This is a genomic window from Methylosinus sp. Sm6 (genome assembly GCF_019802345.1).
Taxonomy (GTDB): Bacteria; Pseudomonadota; Alphaproteobacteria; order Rhizobiales; family Beijerinckiaceae; genus Methylosinus.
In genome coordinates, this window is record NZ_JAINDZ010000015.1 from 64,707 (window position 1) to 90,036 (window position 25,330).

Below are 25,330 nucleotides of genomic sequence, written 5' to 3' on the forward strand. Positions count from 1 at the left end.
ACGCGACGAGGGCGACGCGGCGAGAGCGGGCCTCTAAGGCTCGCCCTTTCACCCTGTCAAATCGGCTGAATCATGCCGCTAGCAGCTCGCTCTAATCCGCCGCCCGCGCCTCGCGCAAGCTGCGGACGGGCGCGATCTCGGCGCGGGTCTCGCGGAGCGTGCGACGGCGCTCTTGAATGGCGAGACGCGCCTGATCGAGCGCCAGAGACACCATATGCAGCTCGGTCGAGGCCATATTGCGCAGACGCACGTCGGCCATGGCGTCGATGATCGCCTGATCCAGCTCGCGCTCGAAATCGTCGAGCTCGGCGGCGCCGGACGCGGAGCGCGCCGCCGGCAGGATTTCCAGCAGCCGCTCGATCAATTGCTCGGAGCGCTCCTGCGTCGTGACGCGCAAGCGGCTCGCGAGGGCCGCCGCGGCCGAGCCGACGAGCGACATCAGCATCGCGCCGAGATAGAAGAAGTCGCTGTATGTGTCGAAGAAGCCGTGCTCGTTGCCGTCGATGAAATCGATCGTTCCCTGATGCGCGGGCACAGCCGAGTCCTTGTCGGTGGACGGCGCCTCCATGTAATTGGCGAGCGGCGCGAGCACGGCGATCGCGGCGCGGTGGACGAGGAGCTCGCGCGTGACCTCGCCGGCTACTCTCGCGGCGATGCCCGGCCGGCCGACCAGCAGCACCGCGACGCTCGGCGTCTCCAGAGGCTCGGCCGGGCGCGGCGGATCGCCGCCGAGCGCGCCGCGCAGCACCTCCGTGGCCTCCAGCGTCGGGACGCGCTTGGCGATCGCTTTGGCTTCGGCGATCGGCAGGAAGACGGGCGCCTTGCCATTGCCGGCCGCGGCGACCTTGCCGACGACCTCGCTGGCGACGCCGATCTGCGGCAGCGCGACGAGGAAGATGGCGTCGAGCGTGCGCGCGCGCAGCGAGTCTTCGACGGCCCCGGGAGCGATGACGGTCGTCGTCACGCTCTGGCGCGGTATGTCATATTGATCCAGAATTGTCTCGAGCAGCCGCGCATTGGACTGTGCGCCGGCGACCTCCTGAACCACTCCGACCTTCTTGCCGCGCAGATCGGCGATGCGTTTCAGCTTCGTTCCGCCGGGCGCGATCAGCAGCGCCGCATTGCGATGCAGCACCACCATGGCCCGCGCGTCCGGCGGCAAAGCGTCGCTGCGCACCACCGCGAGGTCGCTCGAACCATGCTCGAAAGCGGCCGCGGCCGCGGCGGCGTCGGCGACCGGGACGACCTTGAGGCGCACCTCCTCGCGCTGATGCGCGAAGGTCTGCGCCGCCGCCGTCATCAGGCGGAAGTCCTGCGCGCCCTGCGCCACGGCGACGCGCAGCTCGGTCGGACGATTATAGGCGTAGAGCGCCGCCGCGACGCCGCCGACGATCACGAGAACGGCGGCGACGGCGGCGAGAACGGTTCGCGTCATTTTTCGGGCAGCCTCGGTCACGAAGCCGAATCTGCCGGCAATGTGCGACCGATTGTGGATTTCTCCAAGGCGAACCGATGAAAATTATGCGCCTCCCTTGGCGCCGCGGGCGTTGCGCTTGGCGAGCGTGCGCAGGCGCAGCGCGTTGAGCTTGATGAAGCCCTCGGCGTCGCGGTGGTCATAGGCGACCGCGCCCTCCTCGAAGGTGACGAGCTCCTTGTCATAGAGCGAATAGGGGCTCTCGCGCCCGACGACGATGGCGCTTCCCTTGTACAGCTTCAGCCGCACGCGGCCGGCGACCAGCTCCTGGCTCCTGTCGATCAGCGCCTGCAGCATCTCGCGCTCGGGCGCGAACCAGAAGCCGTTGTAGATCAGCTCGGCATATTTTGGCATGATCTCGTCCTTGAGATGCGCGGCGCCACGGTCGAGCGTCACGCTCTCGATCCCGCGATGGGCGACGAGCAGAATGGCGCCGCCGGGCGTCTCGTACATGCCGCGCGACTTGATGCCGACATAGCGGTTCTCGACGAGGTCGAGCCGGCCGATTCCATGCGCGCGGCCGAGCTCGTTGAGCTTGGTCAGAAGCGCCGCCGGCGAGAGCGCCACGCCATCCACGGCCACGGCGTCGCCCTTCTCGAAGTCGATCGTGACATATTGCGGAACGTCGGGCGCCTTCTCGGGATCGACGGTGCGCGAATAGACATAATCCGGCACTTCCTGCGCAGGGTCCTCGAGCACCTTGCCCTCGGAGGAGGTGTGCAGCAGATTGGCGTCGACCGAGAAGGGCGCCTCGCCGCGCTTGTCCTTGGCGATCGGAATCTGGTTCTTCTCGGCGAAGTCGATGAGCGCGGTGCGCGAGGTCAGATCCCATTCGCGCCAGGGCGCGATGACATTGATGTCCGGCTCCAGCGCATAATAGCCGAGCTCGAAGCGCACCTGGTCGTTGCCCTTGCCGGTCGCGCCGTGGCAGACGGCGTCGGCGCCGAGCTTTCTCGCGATCTCGATCTGCTTCTTGGCGATGAGGGGACGGGCGATCGAGGTTCCGAGCAGATAGAGCCCCTCATATTGGGCGTTGGCGCGGAACATCGGGAAGACGAAGTCGCGCACGAACTCCTCGCGTAGATCCTCGATGAAGATGTGCTCGGGCTTGACGCCGAGCAGCTCCGCCTTGGCGCGCGCCGGCTCCAGCTCCTCGCCCTGGCCGAGATCGGCGGTGAAGGTCACGACCTCGCAGCCATAGGTCGTCTGCAGCCATTTGAGGATGATCGAGGTGTCGAGGCCGCCCGAATAGGCGAGGACGACGCGTTTGACGTCTTTCTTGGCGCGAGACATGACTTTCTTCTTCTCCATGGCCGGGCGGCCGAAATCGTGGCGCGACTATACCGGCGCTCGCCGCCTGTGCAAGGCGCTCGCAACCAGCGCTCGGATGGATCATCGGACGAAGGCGAGCGAAGGGCCTCGCCGGTCTCTCGGCGCGTGCTCTGGCGCATGTCGGCGCGCTCCGTCGCCGGCTAGAAGCTCGGCCATGGACGCGGCGGCGGTCACCGCGGCGTCGAAAATCGAAACAGGAGTTTACAAAATGCGCGCCTTCCTTCGTCTTCGCTCCGCGCTCCTCGCCGCCGCTGTTGCTCCCTGCGCCTTCGTCGGCCCCGCCTGGGCCGGCTCGCCGATCACCTATGTCTCGAGCGCTGGCGCCGACTCCGGCGATTGCGCGACGACGGCGACCGCCTGCCGCACCTTCGGCTATGCGGTCGGCCAGACCGCCGTGCGCGGCGAGGTCAAGGCGATCACGCCGGGCCAGTTCGGCGCCTTCACCATCGGCAAGTCGCTGACCGTCTCCGGCGTCGAGGGCGCGATGATCCGCCAGTACGGCGTCGGCGACGCCGTCACGGTCGCCGCCGGCGTGGCCGATGTCGTCAACATCATCGGCCTCGAGCTCGTCGGCTCCGGCGCTCATGCTCCGGAAGGCATCGCGTTCCGCGGCGTGAACGCCCTGTCCGCCGGCGCGCTGACGGTCAAGAACTGCGTCATTCGCGACTTCTGGGGCGCCGGAGTGGCGATTGCCCCGACGGTCGGCCAGATCAAGTTCCTCATCGAGGATACGACCGTGATCAATGTCGGGCAGGATGGCGTGTGGGTCCGCTCGACGCCCCGAACCGCCTCGGGCGCGATCCGCCATCTCACCGTGAACGGAGCCGGATCGGCGGGCGTCTATGTCGACTATTGGAACCATGTGAGCGTGACCGATTCGCTCGTCACCAACAGCTCGGTCGGCTATGCGGCCGGCGGGCAGGCCGGACTGGAGATCGCCCATTCCACCGCATCCCAGAACGTCACCGGCCTCGTCCGTTACGGCGGCGGATCGAAGATCGAGAGCGCGGGCAACAACTTCATCCGCGACAACGCCACCAACGTCTCGGGCGTGGTGACGGTCGTCGGCGGGCAGTGAGGCCCGCCGACGGGTCGGGGTCGGTCGCCGGGGATCGCGCCGGAGCGCCCCTGGTGACGTTTCTCACGCGGCTCGCAGCGCCGAAATGTCCCGTCGCGCCGCTTCGATCGCCTTGCCTTTCTGCGCCTCGCCGAGGCCGACGCCCTCGGCGCGGACAAAGGCGAGATCGGATACGCCGATATTGCCGAAGGCTGTGCGCAAATAGGCCTCCTGGTGATCGAAAGGCGCCCGCGGGACGTCACCGGCGTAGACATTGCCGCGCGTGGAGACGACGATGATGCGCTTGCCGGAGACCAGCCCCTGAATGCCCGACGGCGTGTAGGCGAAGGTCCGGCCGGGAACGACGAGATGATCGATCCACGCGCGCAGCTGCGTGGGGACCGAGAAATTATACATAGGCGCGCCGATCACGACGATGTCCGCCGCGAGAAACTCGTCGAGCAGCTCGCGGCCGAGCGCGAGGTCGGCGCGCAGCTGCGGGTCATCGGGCTCCGCGCCGCTCGCACGCGCGAAAAAATGGGCGCTCGACAGGATCGGCGGCGTGGACGCCGCGACATCGCGATAGGTGATCGCGAGGCCGGGAATCTCGCGGCCGAACCTGGCGACGAGCTCCGCCGTGAGGAGGCGGCTGACCGAGCCTTCGGCAAGGATGCTGGAATCGATATGCAACAAGCCTGTCATTTGCGCGCTCCTGGTATATTTGAGTAACTCAGGCTAGATGAGTTCGTTGCTGGCGCGCAAGGAGGCACATTTTTGGAACGCGGTCACACTCATGTTCCCGGAGATTGCAAACGCATCGCCGCGGTGCTGTCGCGCATCGGCGACAAATGGACGATTCTGGTCGTCGCGCTGCTCAGCGACGGGCCGCTGCGCTTCAATGAAATCCGGAAGCGGGTCGGCGGCATTTCGCAGCGCATGCTCACGCTCACCCTGCGGGCGTTGGAGCGCGACGGGTTCGTGACGCGCACGGTCTTTCCGAGCATTCCGCCGCGGGTCGACTACGAGCTGACCCCGCTCGGCCGCTCGCTGCTGGAGCCGGTCCAGCGGCTGGGAGACTGGGCGATGCAGAACATCGACCGCATCGAGGACGCGCGCCGCAGCTTCGACGCGGCTCGCGAGGTCGGCGGCTCATCCTTCTCAGGCCGGCAGATGCGCGCGGGCCCTGTCCGCGACACCGGGTTGCCGCGGCGCGCTCGTCTTCGTCGCGCCGACACGCTACAATGAGCCATGAGCACAAAGCGAGTCGCGCCGCGGACGCAGCCGCGCGGCCTCACACCCGCGCGGCGGGCGGCCCTCGATATTCTCACCAAGGCCAACCGCCCGGTCGGCGCCTATGAGATGATCGACCTGCTCGCGGAGGAGAGCGGCAAGCGTCCTGCCCCGATCTCGGTCTATCGCGCGCTCGGCTATCTGCTGGATCAGGGCCTCGCCCATCGGCTCGCCTCGCGCAACGCCTTCGTCGTCTGCGGCCATGATCACGAGGAAGGCGAGCCGGTGATCTTCTTCATCTGCGACGATTGCGGCGAGGTGCGCGAGGCGACCTCGCCCGCGCTCGCGAATGCGCTGACGGGCTCGAGCCAGGCCGTGCGCTTCGAGCCGCGCACGCGCGTCATCGAGATCGCCGGCCGCTGCGCGCGCTGCCTCGAGGCGGCGCGCCAGGCTTGACCGAGACCGCTCGCCGTCGAGAACTTTACCATGCTCGCGACGAATCATATCGACGCGGCGCGCGAACTTCGCCAATATCTGTTTCGACGCCCCAACTGATGACGGAAAGAACCGTCACGTCTACCCTGAGCCCGATGCGATGCTCATATGGACGTTGAGAGAGGCTTCCCGCCAGCCCGGCACAATCTTTGCCTCGCATGCTCCCGGTCGACGGGGGTGGGGCGGTCGACCGGAACTGGCGAGGGACGGCCCGAGGCTATTCCCGGGTCGTCGGAACGATGAGCCGTAGCGCGGCAAGGCGACAGGTGCCCCATGACGAACTCGGACGTTTTCTCTGATTTTGCGCGGACCTACAGAGGGAGGCGGGCGGTCGAGATGTCGCTGTCCGACTATCTCGACCTCTGCCGTGAAAATCCGAAGACATACGCGAGCGCCGCCGAGCGCATTCTGGACGCCATCGGCGAGCCGGAGCTGATCGACACTTCGCGCGACCCGCGGCTCGGCCGCATTTTCATGAACCGGACGATCCGCATCTATCCGGCCTTCGCCGAATTTTTCGGCATGGAGGAGACGATCGAGCGGATCGTCAGCTTTTTCCGCCATGCGGCGCAAGGGCTCGAGGAGCGCAAGCAGATCCTCTATCTGCTCGGCCCCGTCGGCGGCGGCAAATCCTCCCTCGCCGAACGGCTGAAGGCGCTGATGGAGGTCGATCCGATCTATGTGCTCAAGGCCGGCGACGAGCTTTCGCCGGTGTTCGAGGGCCCGCTCGGCCTGTTCGATCCGGCGACCGCCGGCGACATGCTCGAGCATCGCTACGGCATTCCGCGCCGGCGCCTCACCGGCCTCATGAGCCCTTGGTGCCTGAAGCGGCTCGACGAGTTCGGCGGCGACATCACGAAGTTCGCCGTGGTCAAGCTCACGCCGTCGCGGCTGCGGCAGATCGGCATCGCCAAGACCGAGCCCGGCGACGAGAATAATCAGGATATTTCGTCGCTGGTCGGCAAGGTCGACATCCGCAAGCTGGAGACGCTCGCTCAGGCGGACCCGGACGCCTACAGCTATTCGGGCGGGCTCAACCGCGCCAATCAGGGACTGCTCGAATTCGTCGAGATGTTCAAGGCTCCGATCAAGATGCTCCATCCTCTGCTGACGGCGACGCAGGAGGGAAATTACATCGGCACCGAGAATATCGGCGCGATCCCCTTCTCCGGCATCGTGATGGCGCATTCCAACGAAGCGGAATGGCAGAGCTTCAAGAACAACCGCAACAACGAGGCCTTCATCGACCGCATCTATGTGATCAAAGTGCCTTATTGCCTGCGCGTCACCGAGGAGCAGCGCATCTATGAGAAGCTCTTGCACGGCTCCGAGCTCGCCGAGGCGAGCTGCGCCCCGAGCACGCTCGAGATGCTCGCCCGCTTCATCGTGCTCTCGCGCCTGAAGCCGCACGAGAACTCGAACCTCTTCTCCAAGATGCGCGTTTACGATGGCGAGAGCCTGCGCGAGGTGGATCCGCGCGCGCGCAGCATGCTGGAGTACAAGGACGCGGCCGGCGTCGACGAGGGCATGGATGGACTCTCCACCCGCTTCGCCTTCAAGGTTCTGGCTGCGACCTTCAATCACGACACGGTCGAGGTCGCGGCCGATCCGGTGCATCTCATGTATGTGCTCGAGCAATCGCTGCGCCGCGAGCAGCTGCCGGCCGAAACGGAAAAGCGCTATCTCGAGTTCATCAAGGCCGAGCTCGCGCCGCGCTACGCCGAGTTCATCGGCAACGAAATCCAGAAGGCCTATCTCGAATCCTATCAGGACTACGGCCAGAATCTGTTCGACCGCTATATCGACTATGCCGACGCCTGGATCGAGGATCAGGATTTCAAGGACCCGGACACGGGTCAGATGCTCGACCGCGACCTGCTGAACCAGGAGCTCACCAAGATCGAGAAGCCCGCCGGCATCGCCAATCCGAAGGATTTCCGCAATGAGGTGGTGAAGTTCGCGCTGCGCTGGCGCGCCGCCAACGAAGGGAGAAATCCATCCTGGGCGAGCTATGAGAAGATCCGCGACGTGATCGAGCGGCGCATGTTCTCGCAGGTCGAGGAGCTGCTGCCGATCATTTCGTTCGGATCGAAAAAAGACACCCAGACAGAAAAAAAACATGCAGAATTCGTAAGCCGCATGATGGCCCGCGGCTATACGGAGCGACAGGTGCGCCGTCTGGTCGAATGGTACATGCGCGTCAAACAGGCCGGCTGACGGAGAGGGAGGCCGGCGAAGAGCGGGTGATGGAACGATGCACATCGTCGATCGTCGGTTGAACCCCGGAAGCAAGAGCTTCGCCAACCGCCAGCGCTTTCTGCGGCGCGCCAAGGACATGGTGGAGAAGGCGGTTCGCGAGGCGAGCAAGGATCGCGCGATCGGCGACCTCGAGAGCCCCGGCGAAATCTCCATCCCCTCCGAGGGAACGCGCGAGCCCACCTTCCGCCATACGCAGGGCTCGCGGCGCGACCTCGTGCTGCCCGGCAACAAGGAATATGTCGAAGGCGATCTGATCGAGCGCCCGCAGGGCGAGGGCGAGGGCGAAGGGGCCGGCGGCCAGGTCGGCCGCGGCGATGGGCAAGAGGACGCCTTCCGCTTCATCCTCACGCGCGACGAGTTTTTGAGCATCTTCCTCGATGATCTCGAGCTGCCCGATCTCGCCAAGCGGCGCGTCGCGCAGACCGAGAAGGAAGGGCTGCGCCGCGCCGGCTATACCACCAGCGGCACGCCCGCCAATCTCGCTCTGCATCGCACGCTGCAGACCTCGCTGTCGCGCCGCATCGCCTTGAAGCGGCCGAAGCAGCAGACCATCGACGAGCTCGCCCAACGGATCGAAGCGGCGGCGCTGCGCGACTCGGCCGAGGCCGAGCGGTTGCGCGCCGAGCTGAAGGCGCTGCAGCAGAAGCGGGCTCGCATCTCCTATCTCGATCCCATCGATCTGCGTTATCGGCGCTTCGAGCGCTTCCCGAAGCCGGTCACTCAAGCGGTGATGTTCTGCCTGATGGACGTCTCCGGCTCGATGACCGAGCATATGAAGGATCTCGCCAAGCGCTTCTTCATGCTGCTGCATGTGTTCCTCACGCGCCGCTACAAGCGCGTGGAGATCGTGTTCATCCGCCACACCGACAGGGCGGGCGAGGTGGACGAGGAGACCTTCTTCCGTTCCGCCGAGACCGGCGGCACCATGGTGTCGTCCGCGCTGCAGGAAATGGCGCGCGTCATCCGCGAGCGCTATGATCCGGGCGTCTGGAACATCTACGCCGCGCAGGCCTCGGACGGCGACAATCTGTCGAGCGACAATCCGCTGACGCGCGAATTGCTGCAGAACCACATTCTGCCGCTCTGCCAATATTTCGCTTATGTCGAGGTGAGCGGACCGAACGCCGAGACGCATGGCTATGTGCCGCACCACGGCCAGAGCTCGCTGTGGATCACCTACGCCACGCTGCAGAAGGAGAACGACAAGTTCCAGATGCGCCGCGTCTCGCGCCGTGAGCACATCTATTCCGTGTTCCGCCAATTGTTCCAGCGGCGCGCCGCCAAGACCGCGGAGGCTAACTGATGCGGGGCGAATTGCTCTTCGAAGGCAAGGATTGGGATTTCGAGACGATCCAGCGCGTCCATGACGCGGTCGCGACGATCGCCCATAAGGAGCTCGGCCTCGACACTTTCGCCAATCAGATCGAGATCATCACCGCCGAGCAGATGCTCGACGCCTACGCCTCGACCGGAATGCCGCTGTTCTACAAGCATTGGTCGTTCGGCAAGCGATTCGCCCAGCATGAGGGCGTCTATCGCATGGGCCTGCAGGGCCTCGCCTATGAGATCGTGATCAACGCCGATCCCTGCATCAGCTACATCATGGAGGAGAACACCGCCACGATGCAGACCTTGGTGATCGCCCATGCGGCGTTCGGCCACAATCACTTCTTCAAGCATAATTACCAGTTTCGGCAATGGACCGATCCGGAAGGCATTCTCGATTATCTCTCCTTCGCCAAGACCTATATCGCCAATTGCGAGGAGCGCTACGGCCATGCCGAGGTCGAGCGCCTGCTCGACGCCGCCCATGCCTTGATGCCGCAGGGCATCGACCGCTATCCGCGCAAGCGGCCGATGAATCTGCAATTGGAGGAGAAGCGCGAGCAGGATCGCAAGGAGGAGCGCGAGCGGCTCTATGACGATCTCTGGCGCACCGTGCCGGGCCGCGCGCGCGGCTCGCGCCAGCTCGCCAGCGACAAGCGGCGCGCGCTGCTCGGCCTGCCGCAGGAGAACATCCTCTATTTTCTCGAGAAGGTGGCGCCGCGGCTGAAGCCCTGGCAACGCGAGGTGCTGCGCATCGTCCGGCTGATCGCGCAATATTTCTATCCGCAGCAGCAGACCAAGGTGATGAACGAGGGCTGCGCGACCTATTGCCATTATCGCCTGCTCGGCCGGCTGCACGAGAAAGGGCAGATCGGCGACGGCAGCTTTCTCGAATTTCTGACCTCGCACACCAACGCCACGCGCCAGCCCTTCTACGACAGCCCGTCCTATAGCGGGATCAATCCTTATGCGCTCGGCTTCGACATGATGCGCGACATCGAGCGCATCGTGCGCGAGCCGACCGAGGAGGACCGCTACTGGTTCCCCGAGATCGCCGGAACCGGCGACGCGATGGAGGTTCTGCGCCATGTCTGGGCGAATTACCGCGACGACAGTTTCATCGCGCAATTCCTGAGCCCGCGGCTCATCCGCAATTGGCGGCTGTTCCATGTCGTCGACGATCGCGAGCATCCGCATCTCGAAGTGGCCTCGATCCACAATGAACGCGGCTATCGCGACCTGCGCCGCAGCCTCGCCGCCCAATATGAGGTGGGCGGATATGCCCCGGATATTCAGATCGTCGACGTCGATCTCGCCGGCAATCGCAAGCTCGTGCTGCATCACCGCGTTCGCGACGGAAAAATGCTCGAGCTCGCCAACGCCTCCATGGTGCTCGGCCATCTCGCCAATCTCTGGGGCTACGAAGTCTTGCTGCAGGAGATCGACTCGACCAACGAGCAGGTGCTCAAGGAGCATATGGTGCGGCCGGAGCACGGGTGAGAAAAGGAGCGAGCCTGAAGGCTCGCTGTCCAAGCCCCGCCCCCTGGACCGCGAGCCTTCAGCAGGCTCGCATTTCGAAACCGCTAAGCTGCGAGGCTCTCGCGCTCCCGGTCGACCTCCTCATAGGCCGAGACGCGGCGCATCGGGCTCGCGTTTCTATTCCGCCGCGAGATCAGGACGACGGCGATCGCGATCTCTGCGGCGATCAGCGCCGCGAGCAGACAAGCGTAACGCGGATCGGCGCGCAGCAGGGTCTCGAGCGCCACCAGAAAAAAGATATGCGCCGCCGGAACGGCGATGATGACGAGGCTGCTCGACGCGCCGCGCCGGCCGGTGACATTGCCGAACGTCAGCACCAGCGCCATCGCCAGCAATGTATGGGCGAGGGAGAGCAGCGGCATGCCGAAGCGCTTGGCCGCCTCCGCCGCCCATTCGCCGGAGAGGCGCCGGTCGAGCCGCGCCACGCTCCAATCATCGAGGAATTCGCGCGGACCCATCTCATAGACGCCGCGCCAGCTGCGCGCCGGCAGCGATTCGCTGCCTTGCATCGGCAGCGCCATCGCATATTCGTCGAAGCCGGCGATGCGCACCTCGTCGGCGTCGAACGGGCGCGTCTGAATGCTGCCGCGAGACAAGGCCAGGATGACGCCGGTCGGCGTGCGGCGGAATTCGGCGCGTGCGGCGGTGATGGTCTCCTCCTGGTTCTTCGCCAGCGACAGCTGCCGCACGAACAGGTTGACGGCGACGTCCGGCGTCTCCCAGCGCTCGAGGTACAGTGTCTTCAAGCCATTGTCGAAAGTGTAGAAGCGCGCCGCCTCCAGCATGCGGTGGTTCAGCGTGTTGCGCACGACATTGATGACATCCTGCAGCGCGCCCGCATAATGCGGGGCCATGAAATTGGCGAGGCCATAGCCGAGCAGCACCATCGCCCCGGCGCAGACGATCGCCGGCCGGCACACGGCCCATACCGACAGCCGCAGCGCATAGAGAACGGCGATCATGCCCTCGCTCGACATGCGCGCGAATTCGAGCGCCGTGGCGACGCCGATCGCCATGGGCAGGGTGATGTAGGCGACGGTCGGCGTCGTGCCGATCAGCGCGGGCGCCATCAGGCCGGCGCGGATCGCCGCCGGCGTGAGCGTGTAGAGCAGATAGGACAGAACGACCGGCACGCTGAGGGCGAATTGCACGACCGCCATGCTGAACAGGATGCGCCGGGCGAGATAGACGAACAATAAGCGAGGCATGGATCCCGTTCCGGCGCGCGGCGCGCGACGCCTCTGCAGGGGCGCCTTCGCCGCATATGAATAGCGGAATTCGGCCTATTTGCGAAATCGCTCCCAGGCCCGGCGCGAATATTCCTTCCAGGCGGCGTCGAAAGCGCGGGTCGAGGGCAGCAGTGTCGCGCCCGCCCAATGGGCGAAATAGATTTCGGCGCCCCAGGGATCGAGCGGCTTGCCGTCCTCGAATGTGATCCCCTTCGCTTTATAGAAGCTCTCGGACGAAGCTTTCTCGACACATTGCGGCAGAGTGGAAATGGCGACGCCGCGCCGGTGCGTCACGAAATTCACGAGCGGCTGCGCGAATAATTGGCCGCGCTTGCGCACTTCGTGGAAGATCGCCGCATCTTCGCGGATCGTCTCGATGAAATGCTCGATCTTCAGATATTTGCTCGACGTGATCCAAAAGCCGTCGTTGAAGAGGAAAGCGTCGCGCAGAAAGTCGTAATTGGCGCGCTTCTCGTTGTAGACATATTCGAGGCTCCCAGAGGCGACGATGAACTCCGTCTGGCCGGCCTCGAGCCGCCCGAAGATCGGCGCAAAATCGCGAAACAGCACGACGTCCACATCGACATAGGCGACCTCGTCGAGCGGAAGGGCGAGCGCGTGGAGCTTGCGCAGGCGCCGGCGATGGCTGTTGAAAAAGCCAGGATAGAGCTCGAGCGCGAGACTGTCGATCGCGGCCGGCGTCTCCTCGATGAAATGCGCGCCATAGATGTCCGCGGCGCGGCGCGTCAGCGCGACATTCTCGTCATAGGGGATGAGGTAGATCGGCAGATGCGCATTGGTCGCGAGATAGCTCTCGAGGAAGGGCAGGAGCCAGTCGATGATCTTGTCGTTGCCGACAATGGCGATCCCGCAGCGCTTGGCCTCATTGGCGGCCGCGCTCTGTTCGGGCTCGAAAGTCTCGGGGGAGGATAGGGGTGGATTTGCAGGGCCGTCGCTCATATAAGCCTTCTACTTGGAAATTACGCCTCCGAGCAAGTGGACGCTGGGAAGGAGATTTTCCCTTTGCGTCCCGGAGGTTGCAGGAGGCCGTGATCGACACCGCCGTTTCGAGCCCCGTCGCCGCCGCCAGCCGGCCGCTCGCCGGCAGGACGGTCGCAGTGGTTCACGCCGCATGGCATTCCTGCGGCAGCTATCAGCTCAATGTGAGTCAGCTGCTCGCCTATCGCGCCCTCGGCGCGCGAACGATCTCGATCGCGGTGATGGATGCGCCATCGCCGCCGCCGCCCGACGGCGGGCGCTGGCCGGCCTATATCGCCGCGACCTCCGATCTTCCCGCCGACGCGCGCTATTTCTGCGGACCGACGCGCATGGGCCTGCCCGCATGGTGGCGCGTGGTCCATGGCGACGAGGCCGGCTATCTCATCGAGATGACGAAGCGCGTCGAGCTTCCGAGCGGGGTCGAGAGGGAGCGGATCGATCTCGTCCACGCCAATCATTTCTTCACTTTGCCGCTGGTCGCGCGCTTGAAGGCCGCGCGCGACCTGCCGGTTCTGCTCGAGACGCAGGACATTCAGGCGCGCCAATTCGTCCTGCGCAACGAGACGCGCTTCTGCGCGCCGCCGGTCGCGCGCTATGAGGACCTGCTCGCCGTCGAGCTCGACTGGATGCGCCGGGCCGACCGCTGCATCCATTTGAACGCGGAAGAGAATGCCGATTTTGCGCGGCTGCTGCCGCAGTCTTCGCACCGTCTCGTCTATCCGGCGATCGCGCCCGTGGCCTGCGGACCCGGCGGCGAGCGCGTGATCTTCGTCGCCAGCAACAATTTGCCTAATCGGCAGAGCCTGCGTTGGCTGCTGGCCGAGGCGCTGCCGCTGGCGCCGCAGGTTGCGATCGAGATCTACGGCAATATCGATTCGGGGCTCGCCGGTCTCGACAGGCCGCTGTACGAGGCGCATCGCCATTTGTTCAAGGGCCGCGTCGAGGATTTGAACGCCGTCTATGCGCAATCGGCCGCGGTGCTGCTGCCGACCATCGAGGGACACGGGCTGTCGATCAAGACGGTGGAGGCGATGTCGAGCGGGGCGCCGCTGATCGCCACGCGCCACGCCTTTCGCGGCATGGGCTTCGATCCCGCGAGCTTGCGCAATGTGACTCTCGCCGACGACGCGGCGAGTTTCGCGGCCGCGCTGCGCGCGATCGGAACGCGCTCCGAGACGACGTCGCGCGGCGAATCCGACACGCGCCGACTCTATGACGAGAAATTCAGCTTCGACGCCTATGCGCGCGCGCTCGAGGAGGCGGCGGCGCCGCTGCTGCGCGCGTGAGCGGGACCGAGCCACAGCCGCTCGCCGGCCGCGACGTCGCGCTGGTGCATCCGGCCTGGCATTCTTGCGGAACCTATCGCGTCGTGCTCGGGCAGATCGCCGCCTATCGCGCGCTCGGCGCGCGCGTCGCGCCCATCGCCGTCAGCGACCTGCCGGGCTTTGCGCCCGAGCGCGCATGGCGCTGGCGCAGTTTCGTCGAGGCGACGCCGGAGCTGTCGCAGGGCGAGCGCTGGTTCGGCGGCGCGCCCTTTCGCGCCTTCGTCGCGCCGCGCTTCCTGAGCGAAGCGCTGTGGCCCTATCTGCACGGCGATCAGGCGATCATCCGCGCTGGAATCGCGGAGCGCTCGCGAGTCTCGGCGGCGCTGGCGGCACGCCGCTTCGATCTCGTTCACTGCAATCATTTCTTTTTGATGCCGGTCGCGAAGCGGCTCGCCGCCGCGCGCGCGCCGATCCTGCTCGACACGCATGATCTTCAGGCGCGCCAGTTCGCTCTGATGAACGAGCGCGCCTTCCTCCTCTCTCCCCGCGTGAGCTATGAGCAGATGCTCGCCCGGGAGCTCGATCTCATGCGCGGCGCCGATGTTCTTCTGCATCTCAACGCGCAGGAATATGACGATTTCCGCGCTCTCCTGCCGGAGAAGACTCACGCCTTGCACTATCCCGGCGCGCCGGACGCGCCGCTCGGGCCCGGCGGGCCGGACATCGTGTTGGTGGCGAGCGACAACAGCGCCAATGTCGAGAGCGTGATCTGGTTCCTGCGCGAGGTGTTCGGCCGCGCCGGCGCTCCGCCCATAAAAATCGTCGGCAATGTGGACGCGGGCGTGAAGGCGCGCGACCCGGCGATCTATCGCGCCGCTCGATCCTGCTTCATCGGGCGCGTCGAGGATCCGGCCGCCGTCTATGCCGCGGCGCGCCTGGTGCTGCTGCCGACGATCAGCGGTCACGGACTGTCGATCAAGACGGTGGAGGCGATGGCGAGCGGCCTGCCGATGATCGCGACGCGCCACGCTTTTCGCGGCATGCGCATGAATGCGGCGGATTTCCCCAATGTCGTGATCGCCGACGACGCCGAGACCTTCGCCCGCGCCCTGCGCGACGCGGCGGACGATCCGCGCATCGCGTCCGAGGCCGAGCGCGCGGCGAGCGCGACGCGGCGCACTTACGACGAGAATTTCTCGCTGTCCGCCTATGCGCGCCGGCTCGCTTCGCTCGTTCCCGCTCTGCTGCGCGAGGCGGCGATGCGAGACTGACGCCTCGCACCCGCCTGCCTCGGGCGCGGCCATTGCCTTTAACGATCCTCGCGTTCAGAATAGCGCCCGATTGAACGGGCCATTTTTCGTGCGACGGAGGAACCGATGCGTTCGGCTCGGCAGGCCCTTGCGGCCTTTATCCTGTTTCTCGGAGCTTCGACGCTCGACCAGCGCGCGCTGGCGCAAGAGGCGGCGACCCAATTCGCCGATATCTTCTCGACGATTCACAAGTTCTCGAAGAACGGCAATTGGCCGCGTGGCGGCATCGCCGTCGACTCCGCCGGCAATATCTTCGGGACCACGCTCTATGGCGGCAATTGCTCGACCTGCGGCGTCATCTACGAGCTCGTGAAGCCGACCAGCGGGACGACCTGGACCTTCAAGATCCTACATAAGTTCGAGCTCGGACCGGACGGCATCGCGCCGACGGGCCCGCTCACCATCGCCGGCGGCAAGATTTATGGAACCACCTCCGCCGGCGCCGATCCCAGCTGCGGATGCGGCGAGGTGTTCCGGCTCACGCCCTCGGGATCGACCTATACATATAAGGTGATCCGCCGTTTCGACCGCACGCATGGAACGACGCCGATCGGCGGCGTGCTGGTGGGCTCGGACGGCGCGATTTACGGAACGACCTCGGGCGGCGGCTCCAATCAGTCCGGCGTCATCTTCAAGATCGGCGCGACCGGCGTCTTCAGCATCCTGCACAATTTCGCCGGCAATTTCACCTCGGGACCGCAAGGCGAGCTGATCTTCGGCAAGGACGGGGCGATCTACGGGACGACCTTCGGCGGCGGCAAATATAATCAGGGCGCGGTGTTCCGCGTCACCAAGGGCGGGTCCTATTCCGTCATCTACAATTTCAAGGGGACCATCCAAATCCCCCAGTCGACCGACGGCGCCAATCCGGAGGGGCGCCTCGCGCTCGGCCCGGACGGGACCATCTATGGAACGACCACTTTCGGCGGCAACGCCTCCGGCTATGGAACGGCCTATTCGCTGAAGCCGCCAGCGAAAACCGGCGGCGCCTGGACCTATAAGCAGCTCTATGTGTTCGGCCAGGGGACCGCGCTGCCGAATCTGCCGCATTCCGGCTTCGTCCGGGCGGCCTCGGGCAATCTCTACGGAACCAGCGGCGGAGGCGGCGCCAGCGGCGGCGGAACGCTCTACAGGCTCAGCCCGCCGGCGTCGGGGACGCGGTGGAGCGCGAAGGTTCTCCATTCCTTCAAGCCGATGGACGCGGGGGGAGACGTTCCCTACGCCGATATCGTCATGACCAATGGCGTGATCTATGGGACGACGCTGACCGGAGGCGACCGCAGCGCCAATTGCCCGAAGGGCCTCTACGGCTGCGGCACGGTCTTCGTTTATAAGTGAGCGCCGACGGCGGCTGGTTTGAGCCTGCGCCGATAAGACCCTATAAGCCGCGCGATGACCGAGCAGACCGCCCGTCGCGCCGAGGAGCGCGGCGACAATGAGATCCGAACGCCGCCCGGCGCCTCTGGCGGCCACAGCCTCGCGCGTTCCGACGCGACGGCGCCGACGCTGAAATCTCCCGCCGATCTCGTCGCCGCGGGCCTGCTCGCGCCCGCAGCGGCTCCGGCTCTGGCCGCCGTGGCGTCCCGCTACAGCGTCGCGGTGACGCCGGACATTGCGGCGCTGATCGACCGCGCCGATCCGCGCGACCCCATCGCCCGCCAATTCCTGCCCGATCCGCGCGAGCTCGACACGCGCGCGGAAGAACTCGCCGATCCGATCGGCGACGGCCCGTTCAGCCCGATGGAGGGGCTCGTCCATCGCTATCCCGATCGCGTGCTGCTGAAGCTTCTCTCCGTCTGCCCGGTCTATTGCCGCTTCTGCTTTCGCCGCGAGAGCGTCGGCCACGGCAAGGGCGGCGCCCTCTCGGACGAGGCGCTGTCGCGCGCGCTCGCCTATATCGCCGCGCGCCCCGCAATCTTCGAAGTGATCCTCACCGGCGGCGATCCGCTCGCCCTGTCGGCGCGGCGTCTGCGCGCCGTCGCCGAGCGGCTGCGGGAAATGGAGCATGTCGCGCTGCTGCGCATTCACACGCGCGCGCCGACCGCCTCTCCCGATCTCGCGAGCCCCGACCGGCTCGCGGCGCTGACCGCCAGCGGCAAGGCCGTCTATATGGCCTTGCATGTGAATCATGCGCGCGAGCTGACGCCGCGGGCGCGGGAAGCCATCGCCCGCATCCAGGAGGCCGGCGTCACGACGCTCGCCCAGACCGTGCTGCTGCGCGGCGTCAACGACGACGCCGACACGCTCGAGCGGCTGATGCGCGCGCTCGCCTCGCTGCGTGTAAAACCCTATTATCTCCATCATCCCGATCTCGCCCCCGGCACCTCCCATTTCCGCGTTTCGATCGACGAGGGACGCGCCCTCTACGCCGAGCTGGCGCGGCGCGTTTCGGGCGTGGCCTCGCCGGCCTATGTCCTCGACATTCCCGGCGGCTACGGTAAGGTTCCGCTGCAGCCTCCCCATCTCGAGCGCAGCCCGGACGGCGGCTGGCTCGTCCGCGACCGCGCCGGGCGCGCGCACGCCTATCCGGGCGAGAGCGCGGACGAGATGGCGCAACGGGCCGTGGCAGACTGAAGCTTCGCGGCGACGCTCTCGCTCGTCCGATTGCTCCGCCCCGAGATTGGCGAAATTTTGGGTTTCTGACTGCTCCCGACATCACTTCTGCAACGAAAGCTTCGCCTTGCGTCGATTTCTGCTCCCATTCGCCATCGCCCTCTTCGCCCTTCTCTCCTGCCCGGCTCTCGCCGCCGAGCAGACGGCCGGCCTCGACCGGCTCAACGAGCGGCTCGACGCCGCGCGCGCCACTCTCGACGATGTGGAGAAGGCGCTGGCGGACCCTTCGCTGAGCGACGCGACGCTGCAAAGCCTGCGCGATCGGGTCGACGCCTTGCCGGCCGAGCTGCAGGACGTGATCGATCGGCTGACTCCGCGCCTCGCCGGGTTGCAGGCCCGGCTCGACGAGCTCGCCGGCCCGGCCAAGTCCGCGCCCGAAAAAAAGGAGACGGCTCCCGAGCCGCCGGCGCCGCAAAAGCGCGAGGAGATCTTTCCGCCGCCGGGAAAAGGCGCGCAGGTCCCGATCGCCGGCAAGCTCCTGGCGGCCAAGGTTTCGGTCGAGCCCAAGCCGGCGCCGGCCCCCGCTCCGCCGGCCGATGGCGAATCGCTCGCCGCGGCCAGCGTCAACGCCGAATGGGCGGAGCAGAAAAAGCTCTATGACGAAACCGACGCGACGCTGAAGCGGGCGCGCGCCCTGGCGCTGGAGGCGCGGCAGACCGCTCTGACGATCAGGGCGCGCCAGCGCGCGCTCTTCGCCAGCACCCTGTTCCTGCGCACGAGCGGCCTGTTCTCGCCGGCCCTGTGGAGCGCCGCTTTGCAGGAGGCGCCCCTAGACGCGAAAGTGTTCGCGATGGCCCTCCAGGAGCGCGCCGGCGTTGTCTCGGCCCGGCTGCGCGACGGCCAGCTCGCCGGCTTCCTCGCCGCCGCCTTCGTGATCCTGCTGCTCGTCGGCGCGGAGACGCGCCTCGCCCGTCGCATCGTCACGCGCGCGGCGGAGACCCCGGAGCCGAGCCGCTTCCGCAAGGCGGCCGGAGGCCTGTGGGCGGCGGTCGCCGGCGCGGCCATTCCAATCGCCGCCGTTTCGGCGCTCACGCTCGCGATCCAGGCGTTCGATCTCGACGATCCGGTCCTCGCGCCGCTCGGGCGTCGCCTGGCCGAGGCGGTCGCCTTCGTCGCCGTTTCGCACTCGCTGGCGCGCGGCCTGCTCGCTCCAGGGCTTCCGCAATGGCGTCTGCTGCGCATCGGGGAGCGGATGTCGCGGAGAATACTGTCTCTCGCCGTCACCGTCGGCGCCGTGGCCGCGGCGACGCGCGTGCTCGAACAGATCGCCGAATTCGTCCAGGCTGGAGTTTCGGTCGTCGTGCTGACGCGCGGCGCCGGCGCCCTCGTCATCGCGCTCCTCTTCCTGATCGTCAATGTCGCGACGCGCCACGAGAACGGCGCCGACGATCCCGGCGCGCCGGAAGGCGCGCGCGACTGGACCGCGCCGCTGCGGCTCCTGGCCTGGACGGAGATCGTCGTCATCACCGGCGCGCTGGCGGCCGGATATGTCGCCTTCGCCAATTTCCTGCTGATGCAGATGGCCTGGCTCGCCGCGGTCGGCGCCGCCCTCTATCTGCTGCTCGCCTTCGTCGACGCCGGCGCCGAACAGGCCTTCCTGCCATCTGCGCCGCTCGGCCGCCTGTTCGTCTCCGGCTTCGGCGCGCGGCCCGAATCGCTCGGCCCCTTCGCCCTTCTTCTCTCCGGGGTCGCGTCGCTGGCGCTCTACGGCTTCGCCCTGTTCGTGGCGCTCGTCCCCTATGGCTTCCAGTCGGACGATATTCTCGGCAATTTGAAATCCGCCTATTCCGGGTTCAAGATCGGCGAGGTCGTCATTTCGCCCTCGGGCATGGCGACGGCTCTCGCGCTGTTCGCGCTCACCTATGGGGCGACGCGGGCGCTGCGGCGCTGGCTGGACCAGCGTTTTCTGCCGCTGACCCGGCTCGACAAGGGCCTGCGCCATTCGATCGGCGCGAGCGTCGGCTACGCCGGCTTCATCGTCGCGCTTTCGGTCGCCCTGTCGGAGCTCGGCCTCGGCCTCGAGCGATTGGCCATCGTCGCCGGCGCGCTTTCGGTCGGCATCGGCTTCGGCCTGCAGTCGATCGTGGGCAATTTCGTCTCGGGCCTCATCCTGCTGTGGGAACGGGCCATCCGCGTCGGCGACTGGGTCGTCGTCGGCGACGAGCAGGGCTATGTGAAGCGCATCAATGTGCGCTCGACCGAGATCGAGACTTTCGACCGCGCGACGATGATCGTGCCCAACTCCAATCTCGTGTCCGGCGTCGTCAAGAACTGGCTGCGCAATGACCGCATCGGCCGCATCAAGATCGCGCTCGCCCCGCATGCGGGCGTCGATCCGGAGGAGATCCGCGCGATCCTGTTCGCAGCCGCCAGGGCCCATGACGGCGTGCTGCGCATCCCGGCGCCGTCGGTCATGTTCCTGTCGATGGAGCAGACCGCCTTCCGCTTCGAGCTCTGGTGCTATGTGGAGGACGTCGAGCAGTCGACGCGAATCAAGAGCGATCTGCATTTCGACATTTTCCGCCGCCTCGCCGAGGCGGGCGTGACCGTCGCGCCGCCGGCGCCGCCGCCGACCGTGGTGAAGCTCGCCGGCTTCGAGCCCTTCGCCGCGCCGGGCGTCGCGCCGGCCGGCGAGAGCGAGCGGGGCTATGCGGTGGCGAATGTCTAACGGCTCGAGTCGACGAATTTGCAGCCTCTCGACGAGCGAGCCTTCAGGCTCGCTCGATTCGGCTGAGTCACGCCACTAGCTCGGGCGCGTCATCGCGTCACGAGGCCAAGGCCGACTCGGGTCGACGAACGGGCGTCTTTCGAGCGTCGTGGCCGCGCTCGTCGCCGGCATGAGCCCTTGTCACGACGCGCCGCCTATTGCCAAAGGGCCGAGCCGATTCCACTATCCCTCCCTATCGCCCGGCAGGCGGGAGCCGGCCTGGTTCAGGCGCCCATCGGCGGCGCGCGGTTTCGAAGAGAGCGGAACGAACATCGTGGCGCCCCCATCGTCTGGCGACCCGGCGGCTTCGCCGCGCGCGCTCGATCCCGGCCGAGAGTCGGCGTCGGGCCGAGCCTCCGTCCGCCGCCCCGCTGCGCAAGGGGAGCCGCGTCGATGAGCGGCGCGCGGATCGTCCATATCGTCGACGACGATCCCGCCGTCCGGGACTCCTTGAAGTTGCTGCTGTCGACCGAGGCGATCGAGGCGCGCGCGCACGCCTCCGTGCGCGAGTTCCTCGCCGTCGTCGCGCCGGACGAGACCGGCTGCGTCATCACCGACGTCCGCATGCCCGAGGCGAGCGGCTTCGATCTCATCGCAGAAATCAAGGCGCGGCGCATCGGCCTCTCCGTCATCGTGATCACCGCCCATGCGGATGTGCCGCTCGCGGTGCGGGCGATGAAGGCGGGGGCATTCGATCTTCTGGAGAAGCCGTTCGGCGACGAGGCGTTGCTCGGGGCCGTCCGCAAGATCTTGAGCCGCCGCGGGGAAACCGCCGAGGCGATCGAGGCGCGCGAGCGCATCGCGACGCTGACCGCACGGGAGAAGGAGGTTCTGTCCGGCATTCTCGGCGGCCGCTCGAACAAGATCATCGCGCATGAGCTCGGCACGAGCGTGCGCACGGTGGAGGCGCATCGCGCGCATTTGATGGCGAAGATGCGCGCCGGCAATCTCTCCGATCTCGTCCGCCTGTCTCTGCTCGCCCGGCGCTCCGAAACGTGCTGAACGCGCCCCCGGATCTCGACGCGGCGCGGCGCGTTCTCTCCGCCGTCTTCGGCCATGAGGATTTCCGCCCTGGGCAGGAGCGCGTCCTCGCCTGCGTGCTCGCCGGCCGCGATGCGCTCGCCGTCATGCCCACCGGCGCCGGCAAATCTCTGCTCTACCAGTTGCCCGCGGCCATGGGGCGCGCCCCGGTCGTGGTCGTGTCGCCGCTCATCTCGCTGATGCGCGACCAATTGCGCGTCGCCGCGACCGCGGCGGTCGCCCTGCATTCGGCACAGACAGAGGCGGAGCAGGCCCATGCGATCGCCGCCATCGCCGACGGCCGCGCCAGGCTGATCTACGTCGCGCCCGAACGACTGGCGCAAGAGTCGACGATCGCGCTGCTGCACGAGGCGCGCGTGAAGCTGCTCGCGGTCGACGAAGCGCATTGCGTCTCGCATTGGGGACACGAGTTCCGGCCGGACTATGCGCGGCTCGGCGAGGTCGCGGCGCGGCTCGGCGCGCCGCCGATTCTCGCCGTCACCGCGACGGCGGGGCCGGCGACGCGCGCCGACATCGTGGAGCGGCTGTTCGCGCGCGAGCCGGAGATCTTCGTCTCCTCCTTCGCGCGCCCGAATCTGCGCCTCGCCTTCGAGCGCCGGCGCGACTCGCTGCGGCGAATCGCGAGCTTTCTGCGTCGGCGGGAGGGGCAGAGCGGGATCGTCTATTGCGCCTCGCGCCGCAAGACCGAGGAGCTGGCCGAGCTCCTGCGGCGCTTCGGCTTCGACGCCTTGCCCTATCACGCCGGCCTCGACGCCGGCGCGCGCGGCGAGCATCAGGACGCATTCTTCGCGCGCGACGGCGTCGTGATGGTCGCGACCATCGCCTTCGGCATGGGCGTCGACAAGCAGGACGTGCGCTATGTCGTCCACGCCGATCTGCCCGGCTCGATCGAGAGCTATTATCAGGAGATCGGCCGCGCCGGCCGCGATGGATCGCCGGCCGACGCGCTGGCTCTGTTCGATCCGCGCGATCTCGCCGCGCGCTGGGGCGTCTCTCCTGCGAGCGAGGCCGGCGCGCTCCGCCGCCGCGCCATCGCGGATCTGTGCCTCACGCCGTCCTGCCGTTTCCAGACGCTGCTGCGGGCGTTCGGCGAGGAGAGCGGGCGATGCGGGCGTTGCGACAATTGCCGGGGCGGGCTGTTGTCCCTGCCGCGGCGCGCGGGCCTCGTCGGCCTGCGGCTGCGCGTCGCCGCGCTCGCGCGTTTCGCGCACGCCGAGGCGCCGGTCGACGACGTCGAGCCCAGCGCCCCGGAGCCGGCCCTCCCCGTCGCCGAGATCGCGGCGCCACAAGAACCGCTGCGCGTCTGCGACGAAGCTATTTTGCGCGCATTGAAGCGGCTGCGCTTCGACATCGCCCGCAGACGGGCGCTCCCGCCGCGTCGCGTCATGTCTGACGCGCTGCTGCGACGAATAGCGATCGAAAGGCTCCAAAGTCTCGACGCGCTGGGCTCGGCGGCCGACGAGAGCATCGAAGCCGAGTCTTTTCTGCTTCTTGTTCGCACGCATGGGGAGAAGGATGCGGCGTCGCGGTAGCGTTCGCGCATTTCCTCGATGTGGGAGTCGCGTGCGAAGCGCGACACACGCCTCCGGAAGCCATCAGCACTCGCCCGGCAATGCTGCCAACACATTGTAGTGTAACGATTATTTCGGCATTCGCCTTGCATGCTCCAAGACTGCGACTATCATCGATCCTCGGCCGGAAAGGAGACGGCGCTATGGCCTCACGCGATTTCCGCAAGATGCTCGAAGGATATGGATTGACGACGGCCAATATCTTCTACCGTCTGCCGGATCACCCGGCGATCGTGCAGTCCTATGTCTGGCAGGACTATGATCTGCAGCCGGACTTCCCGCATCTGCGCAAGTTTCTGGCCTTTTGGGAGAAGAGCCTCGACGGCAGGCTCCACTCCGTCCATGTCGCGCACAGCGGGCTGATCCGGCCGGCGGAATTCTCGCTGGTCGACAAGGAGTTCCACCTTCATTGAGGCCTGCTCTCCCGCGAAGCGGAGGAGGGGGTGTCGAGAGCCGACTACATGTGAATTGCGCGCTTGGCGACGCCGAGCGCCGCTTCCTTCACCGCTTCGGAGAGCGTCGGATGCGCATGGCAGGTGCGCGCGAGATCCTCGGCGGAGCCGGAGAACTCCATCAGCGCGCAGCTTTCCGCGATCATCTCGCTGGCGTCGGAGCCCAGAATATGCACGCCGATGACGCGATCCGTCGCCGCGTCGGCGAGCACTTTGACGAAGCCTTCCGTTTGCCGGCTGGCGCGCGCGCGGCCATTGGCCGAGAAAGGGAATTTGCCGACGTTATAGGCGTGGCCCGCGGCCTTCGCCTCGTCCTCCGTGACGCCGACCCAGGCGACCTCGGGCATGGTGTAGACGACCGACGGAATGACGCCGTAATTTACATGTCCCGCCTCGCCCGCGAGCAGCTCGGCGACGGCGACGCCCTCCTCCTCGGCCTTATGCGCCAGCATGGCGCCGCGCACGACATCGCCGATTGCATAGACGCCCGGCAGATTGGTGCGGAAATGATCGTCGATCACGACGCGCCCGCGCTCGGTCGCAACGCCCGCCTCCTCGAGGCCGAGGCCCGCCGTGAAGGGGATGCGCCCCGTGGCGATCAGCGCGGCGTCGCATTTGATCGGCGTGCCGCCGCCGCTTTTGGTTGAGGCGAAGGAGACGGAGAGGCCGTCGCCGCCCTTCTCGATCTTCGTCACCTTGGAGGCGAGGTGGAAGGCAAAGCCCTGCTTCTCGAGAATTTTCTGGAAGCGAGTCGCGATCTCGGAATCGGCGCCGGGCAGGATGCGGTCGAGATATTCGATCACCGTCACCTTGGCGCCGAGCCGGCGCCAGACCGAGCCGAGCTCGAGGCCGATGACGCCGGCGCCGACGACGACGAGATGCTCGGGCACGCGGTCGAGCGCGAGCGCGCCGGTCGAGGAGAGGATGGTCTTTTCATCGAAGGCGATCTCCTTGCCGTCGACGTCGCGCAGCGGCGCGACCGCCGAGCCGGTGGCGATGACGATCGCCTTCGCCTCGAGCGTCTCCGCCGGTCCCTCCTCCGGCGTCACCTCGACGCGGCCGGGCCCGAGAATGCGGCCGGTCCCGTGAAAGCTGTCGATCTTGTTCTTCTTGAACAGGAAAGCGACGCCGCCGACATTGGCGGCGACCGTCTCGGCCTTGTGCTTCATCATCGCCTCGAGATCGAGCCGCGGCGGCTCGACGATCACGCCGAGCGGGGCGAGGCCACGCGCCGCCTCCTCGAACATATGCGAGGCGTGCAGCAGCGCCTTGGAGGGAATGCAGCCGACATTGCCGCAGGTGCCGCCATGGGTCGCGCGCTTCTCGACGACGGCGGTCTTGAGGCCGAGCTGTGCGGCGCGGATCGCGCAGACATAGCCGCCGGGTCCCGTGCCGATGACGATGAGATCATATGACATCCCGAAAGGTCCC

At 66.8% G+C, this 25,330-nt stretch carries 19 protein-coding genes and 1 pseudogene; 14 read left to right on the plus strand and 6 right to left on the minus strand.

The features are described from left to right. Positions 1-91: 91 nt before the first annotated feature. Both K3F48_RS11885 and K3F48_RS11890 read right to left on the minus strand, forming a co-directional pair. Positions 92-1,435, minus strand: a complete 1,344-nt coding sequence (locus K3F48_RS11885) for a TAXI family TRAP transporter solute-binding subunit (RefSeq protein ID WP_222575655.1) — start codon at positions 1,433-1,435, stop codon at positions 92-94. An 84-nt stretch (positions 1,436-1,519) separates the two neighbouring features. Then, the gene (locus tag K3F48_RS11890) at positions 1,520-2,767 is read right to left on the minus strand and encodes an argininosuccinate synthase (RefSeq protein WP_222575656.1); all 1,248 of its coding nucleotides are present in this window, start codon (positions 2,765-2,767) and stop codon (positions 1,520-1,522) included. A 247-nt stretch (positions 2,768-3,014) separates the two neighbouring features. Between K3F48_RS11890 and K3F48_RS11895 the strand changes: the two genes are divergently transcribed. After that, a complete protein-coding gene (locus tag K3F48_RS11895; RefSeq protein WP_222575657.1) occupies positions 3,015-3,884 on the plus strand; it encodes a right-handed parallel beta-helix repeat-containing protein in 870 nt (289 codons plus the stop codon). Between the two features lie 63 nt (positions 3,885-3,947). Here the strand turns inward: K3F48_RS11895 and K3F48_RS11900 are convergent, their stop codons facing one another. Then, the gene (locus tag K3F48_RS11900; RefSeq protein WP_222575658.1) at positions 3,948-4,565 is read right to left on the minus strand and encodes an FMN-dependent NADH-azoreductase; all 618 of its coding nucleotides are present in this window, start codon (positions 4,563-4,565) and stop codon (positions 3,948-3,950) included. Between the two features lie 72 nt (positions 4,566-4,637). Between K3F48_RS11900 and K3F48_RS11905 the strand changes: the two are divergent. The 5 genes and pseudogenes from K3F48_RS11905 to K3F48_RS11925 all read left to right on the plus strand — a co-directional run. After that, positions 4,638-4,994 (plus strand): annotated as a pseudogene (locus K3F48_RS11905) (winged helix-turn-helix transcriptional regulator); the annotation flags it as partial. A 117-nt stretch (positions 4,995-5,111) separates the two neighbouring features. After that, complete coding sequence (locus K3F48_RS11910) at positions 5,112-5,549, plus strand: Fur family transcriptional regulator (protein WP_222575660.1); 438 nt, start codon at positions 5,112-5,114, stop codon at positions 5,547-5,549. A 312-nt stretch (positions 5,550-5,861) separates the two neighbouring features. Then, a complete protein-coding gene (locus tag K3F48_RS11915; protein ID WP_222575661.1) occupies positions 5,862-7,805 on the plus strand; it encodes a PrkA family serine protein kinase in 1,944 nt (647 codons plus the stop codon). 37 nt (positions 7,806-7,842) lie between these two features. Beyond that, a complete protein-coding gene (locus K3F48_RS11920; RefSeq protein WP_222575662.1) occupies positions 7,843-9,150 on the plus strand; it encodes a YeaH/YhbH family protein in 1,308 nt (435 codons plus the stop codon). After that, on the plus strand, positions 9,150-10,673 hold the full coding sequence (locus K3F48_RS11925) for a SpoVR family protein (protein WP_222575663.1): 1,524 nt from the start codon (positions 9,150-9,152) through the stop codon (positions 10,671-10,673). Before K3F48_RS11920 ends, K3F48_RS11925 begins: the two co-directional genes overlap by 1 nt. Positions 10,674-10,756: 83 nt before the next feature. On the opposite strand, the gene K3F48_RS11930 is transcribed toward K3F48_RS11925, so the two are convergent. Beyond that, on the minus strand, positions 10,757-11,920 hold the full coding sequence (locus tag K3F48_RS11930; protein ID WP_222575664.1) for an LptF/LptG family permease: 1,164 nt from the start codon (positions 11,918-11,920) through the stop codon (positions 10,757-10,759). A 75-nt stretch (positions 11,921-11,995) separates the two neighbouring features. Further along, a complete protein-coding gene (locus K3F48_RS11935) occupies positions 11,996-12,901 on the minus strand; it encodes a hypothetical protein (protein WP_222575665.1) in 906 nt (301 codons plus the stop codon). An 89-nt stretch (positions 12,902-12,990) separates the two neighbouring features. Between K3F48_RS11935 and K3F48_RS11940 the strand changes: the two genes are divergently transcribed. From K3F48_RS11940 to K3F48_RS11975, 8 genes are all read left to right on the plus strand, one after another. Then, positions 12,991-14,226 (plus strand): glycosyltransferase, encoded by a 1,236-nt coding sequence (locus tag K3F48_RS11940; RefSeq protein WP_370631408.1) that lies wholly within the window; start codon positions 12,991-12,993, stop codon positions 14,224-14,226. After that, complete coding sequence (locus K3F48_RS11945; RefSeq protein ID WP_222575666.1) at positions 14,223-15,476, plus strand: glycosyltransferase; 1,254 nt, start codon at positions 14,223-14,225, stop codon at positions 15,474-15,476. Before K3F48_RS11940 ends, K3F48_RS11945 begins: the two co-directional genes overlap by 4 nt. Positions 15,477-15,581: 105 nt before the next feature. Further along, positions 15,582-16,853, plus strand: a complete 1,272-nt coding sequence (locus K3F48_RS11950; RefSeq protein WP_222575667.1) for a choice-of-anchor tandem repeat GloVer-containing protein — start codon at positions 15,582-15,584, stop codon at positions 16,851-16,853. 54 nt (positions 16,854-16,907) lie between these two features. Continuing rightward, a complete protein-coding gene (locus K3F48_RS11955) occupies positions 16,908-18,089 on the plus strand; it encodes a lysine-2,3-aminomutase-like protein (protein WP_222575668.1) in 1,182 nt (393 codons plus the stop codon). Between the two features lie 106 nt (positions 18,090-18,195). Further along, on the plus strand, positions 18,196-20,796 hold the full coding sequence (locus tag K3F48_RS11960; RefSeq protein WP_255608885.1) for a DUF3772 domain-containing protein: 2,601 nt from the start codon (positions 18,196-18,198) through the stop codon (positions 20,794-20,796). A 432-nt stretch (positions 20,797-21,228) separates the two neighbouring features. After that, a complete protein-coding gene (locus K3F48_RS11965) occupies positions 21,229-21,837 on the plus strand; it encodes a response regulator transcription factor (protein ID WP_222575670.1) in 609 nt (202 codons plus the stop codon). Then, positions 21,831-23,408 carry a RecQ family ATP-dependent DNA helicase gene (locus K3F48_RS11970; protein WP_222575671.1) on the plus strand — a complete coding sequence of 526 codons (1,578 nt, stop codon included), beginning with the start codon at positions 21,831-21,833 and terminating at the stop codon, positions 23,406-23,408. The genes K3F48_RS11965 and K3F48_RS11970 overlap by 7 nt, the downstream gene beginning before the upstream one ends. A gap of 182 nt (positions 23,409-23,590) precedes the next feature. Then, positions 23,591-23,860, plus strand: coding sequence for an usg protein (locus K3F48_RS11975; RefSeq protein WP_222575672.1), 270 nt, complete (start codon positions 23,591-23,593; stop codon positions 23,858-23,860). A gap of 44 nt (positions 23,861-23,904) precedes the next feature. On the opposite strand, the gene lpdA is transcribed toward K3F48_RS11975, so the two are convergent. Next, complete coding sequence (lpdA, locus tag K3F48_RS11980) at positions 23,905-25,317, minus strand: dihydrolipoyl dehydrogenase (protein ID WP_222575673.1); 1,413 nt, start codon at positions 25,315-25,317, stop codon at positions 23,905-23,907. Between the last annotated feature and the right edge of the window lie 13 nt (positions 25,318-25,330).

Coding starts and splice junctions, on each gene's coding strand:
- K3F48_RS11915 (WP_222575661.1), top strand. CDS start 5,862: ATGACGAACTCGGACGTTTTCTCTGATTTTGCGCGGACCTACAGAGGG.
- K3F48_RS11930 (WP_222575664.1), bottom strand. CDS start 11,920: ATGCCTCGCTTATTGTTCGTCTATCTCGCCCGGCGCATCCTGTTCAGC.
- K3F48_RS11890 (WP_222575656.1), bottom strand. CDS start 2,767: ATGTCTCGCGCCAAGAAAGACGTCAAACGCGTCGTCCTCGCCTATTCG.
- K3F48_RS11900 (WP_222575658.1), bottom strand. CDS start 4,565: ATGACAGGCTTGTTGCATATCGATTCCAGCATCCTTGCCGAAGGCTCG.
- K3F48_RS11925 (WP_222575663.1), top strand. CDS start 9,150: ATGCGGGGCGAATTGCTCTTCGAAGGCAAGGATTGGGATTTCGAGACG.
- K3F48_RS11935 (WP_222575665.1), bottom strand. CDS start 12,901: ATGAGCGACGGCCCTGCAAATCCACCCCTATCCTCCCCCGAGACTTTC.
- K3F48_RS11920 (WP_222575662.1), top strand. CDS start 7,843: ATGCACATCGTCGATCGTCGGTTGAACCCCGGAAGCAAGAGCTTCGCC.
- K3F48_RS11955 (WP_222575668.1), top strand. CDS start 16,908: ATGACCGAGCAGACCGCCCGTCGCGCCGAGGAGCGCGGCGACAATGAG.
- K3F48_RS11950 (WP_222575667.1), top strand. CDS start 15,582: ATGCGTTCGGCTCGGCAGGCCCTTGCGGCCTTTATCCTGTTTCTCGGA.
- K3F48_RS11910 (WP_222575660.1), top strand. CDS start 5,112: ATGAGCACAAAGCGAGTCGCGCCGCGGACGCAGCCGCGCGGCCTCACA.
- K3F48_RS11885 (WP_222575655.1), bottom strand. CDS start 1,435: ATGACGCGAACCGTTCTCGCCGCCGTCGCCGCCGTTCTCGTGATCGTC.
- K3F48_RS11895 (WP_222575657.1), top strand. CDS start 3,015: ATGCGCGCCTTCCTTCGTCTTCGCTCCGCGCTCCTCGCCGCCGCTGTT.
- K3F48_RS11965 (WP_222575670.1), top strand. CDS start 21,229: ATGAGCGGCGCGCGGATCGTCCATATCGTCGACGACGATCCCGCCGTC.
- lpdA (WP_222575673.1), bottom strand. CDS start 25,317: ATGTCATATGATCTCATCGTCATCGGCACGGGACCCGGCGGCTATGTC.
- K3F48_RS11975 (WP_222575672.1), top strand. CDS start 23,591: ATGGCCTCACGCGATTTCCGCAAGATGCTCGAAGGATATGGATTGACG.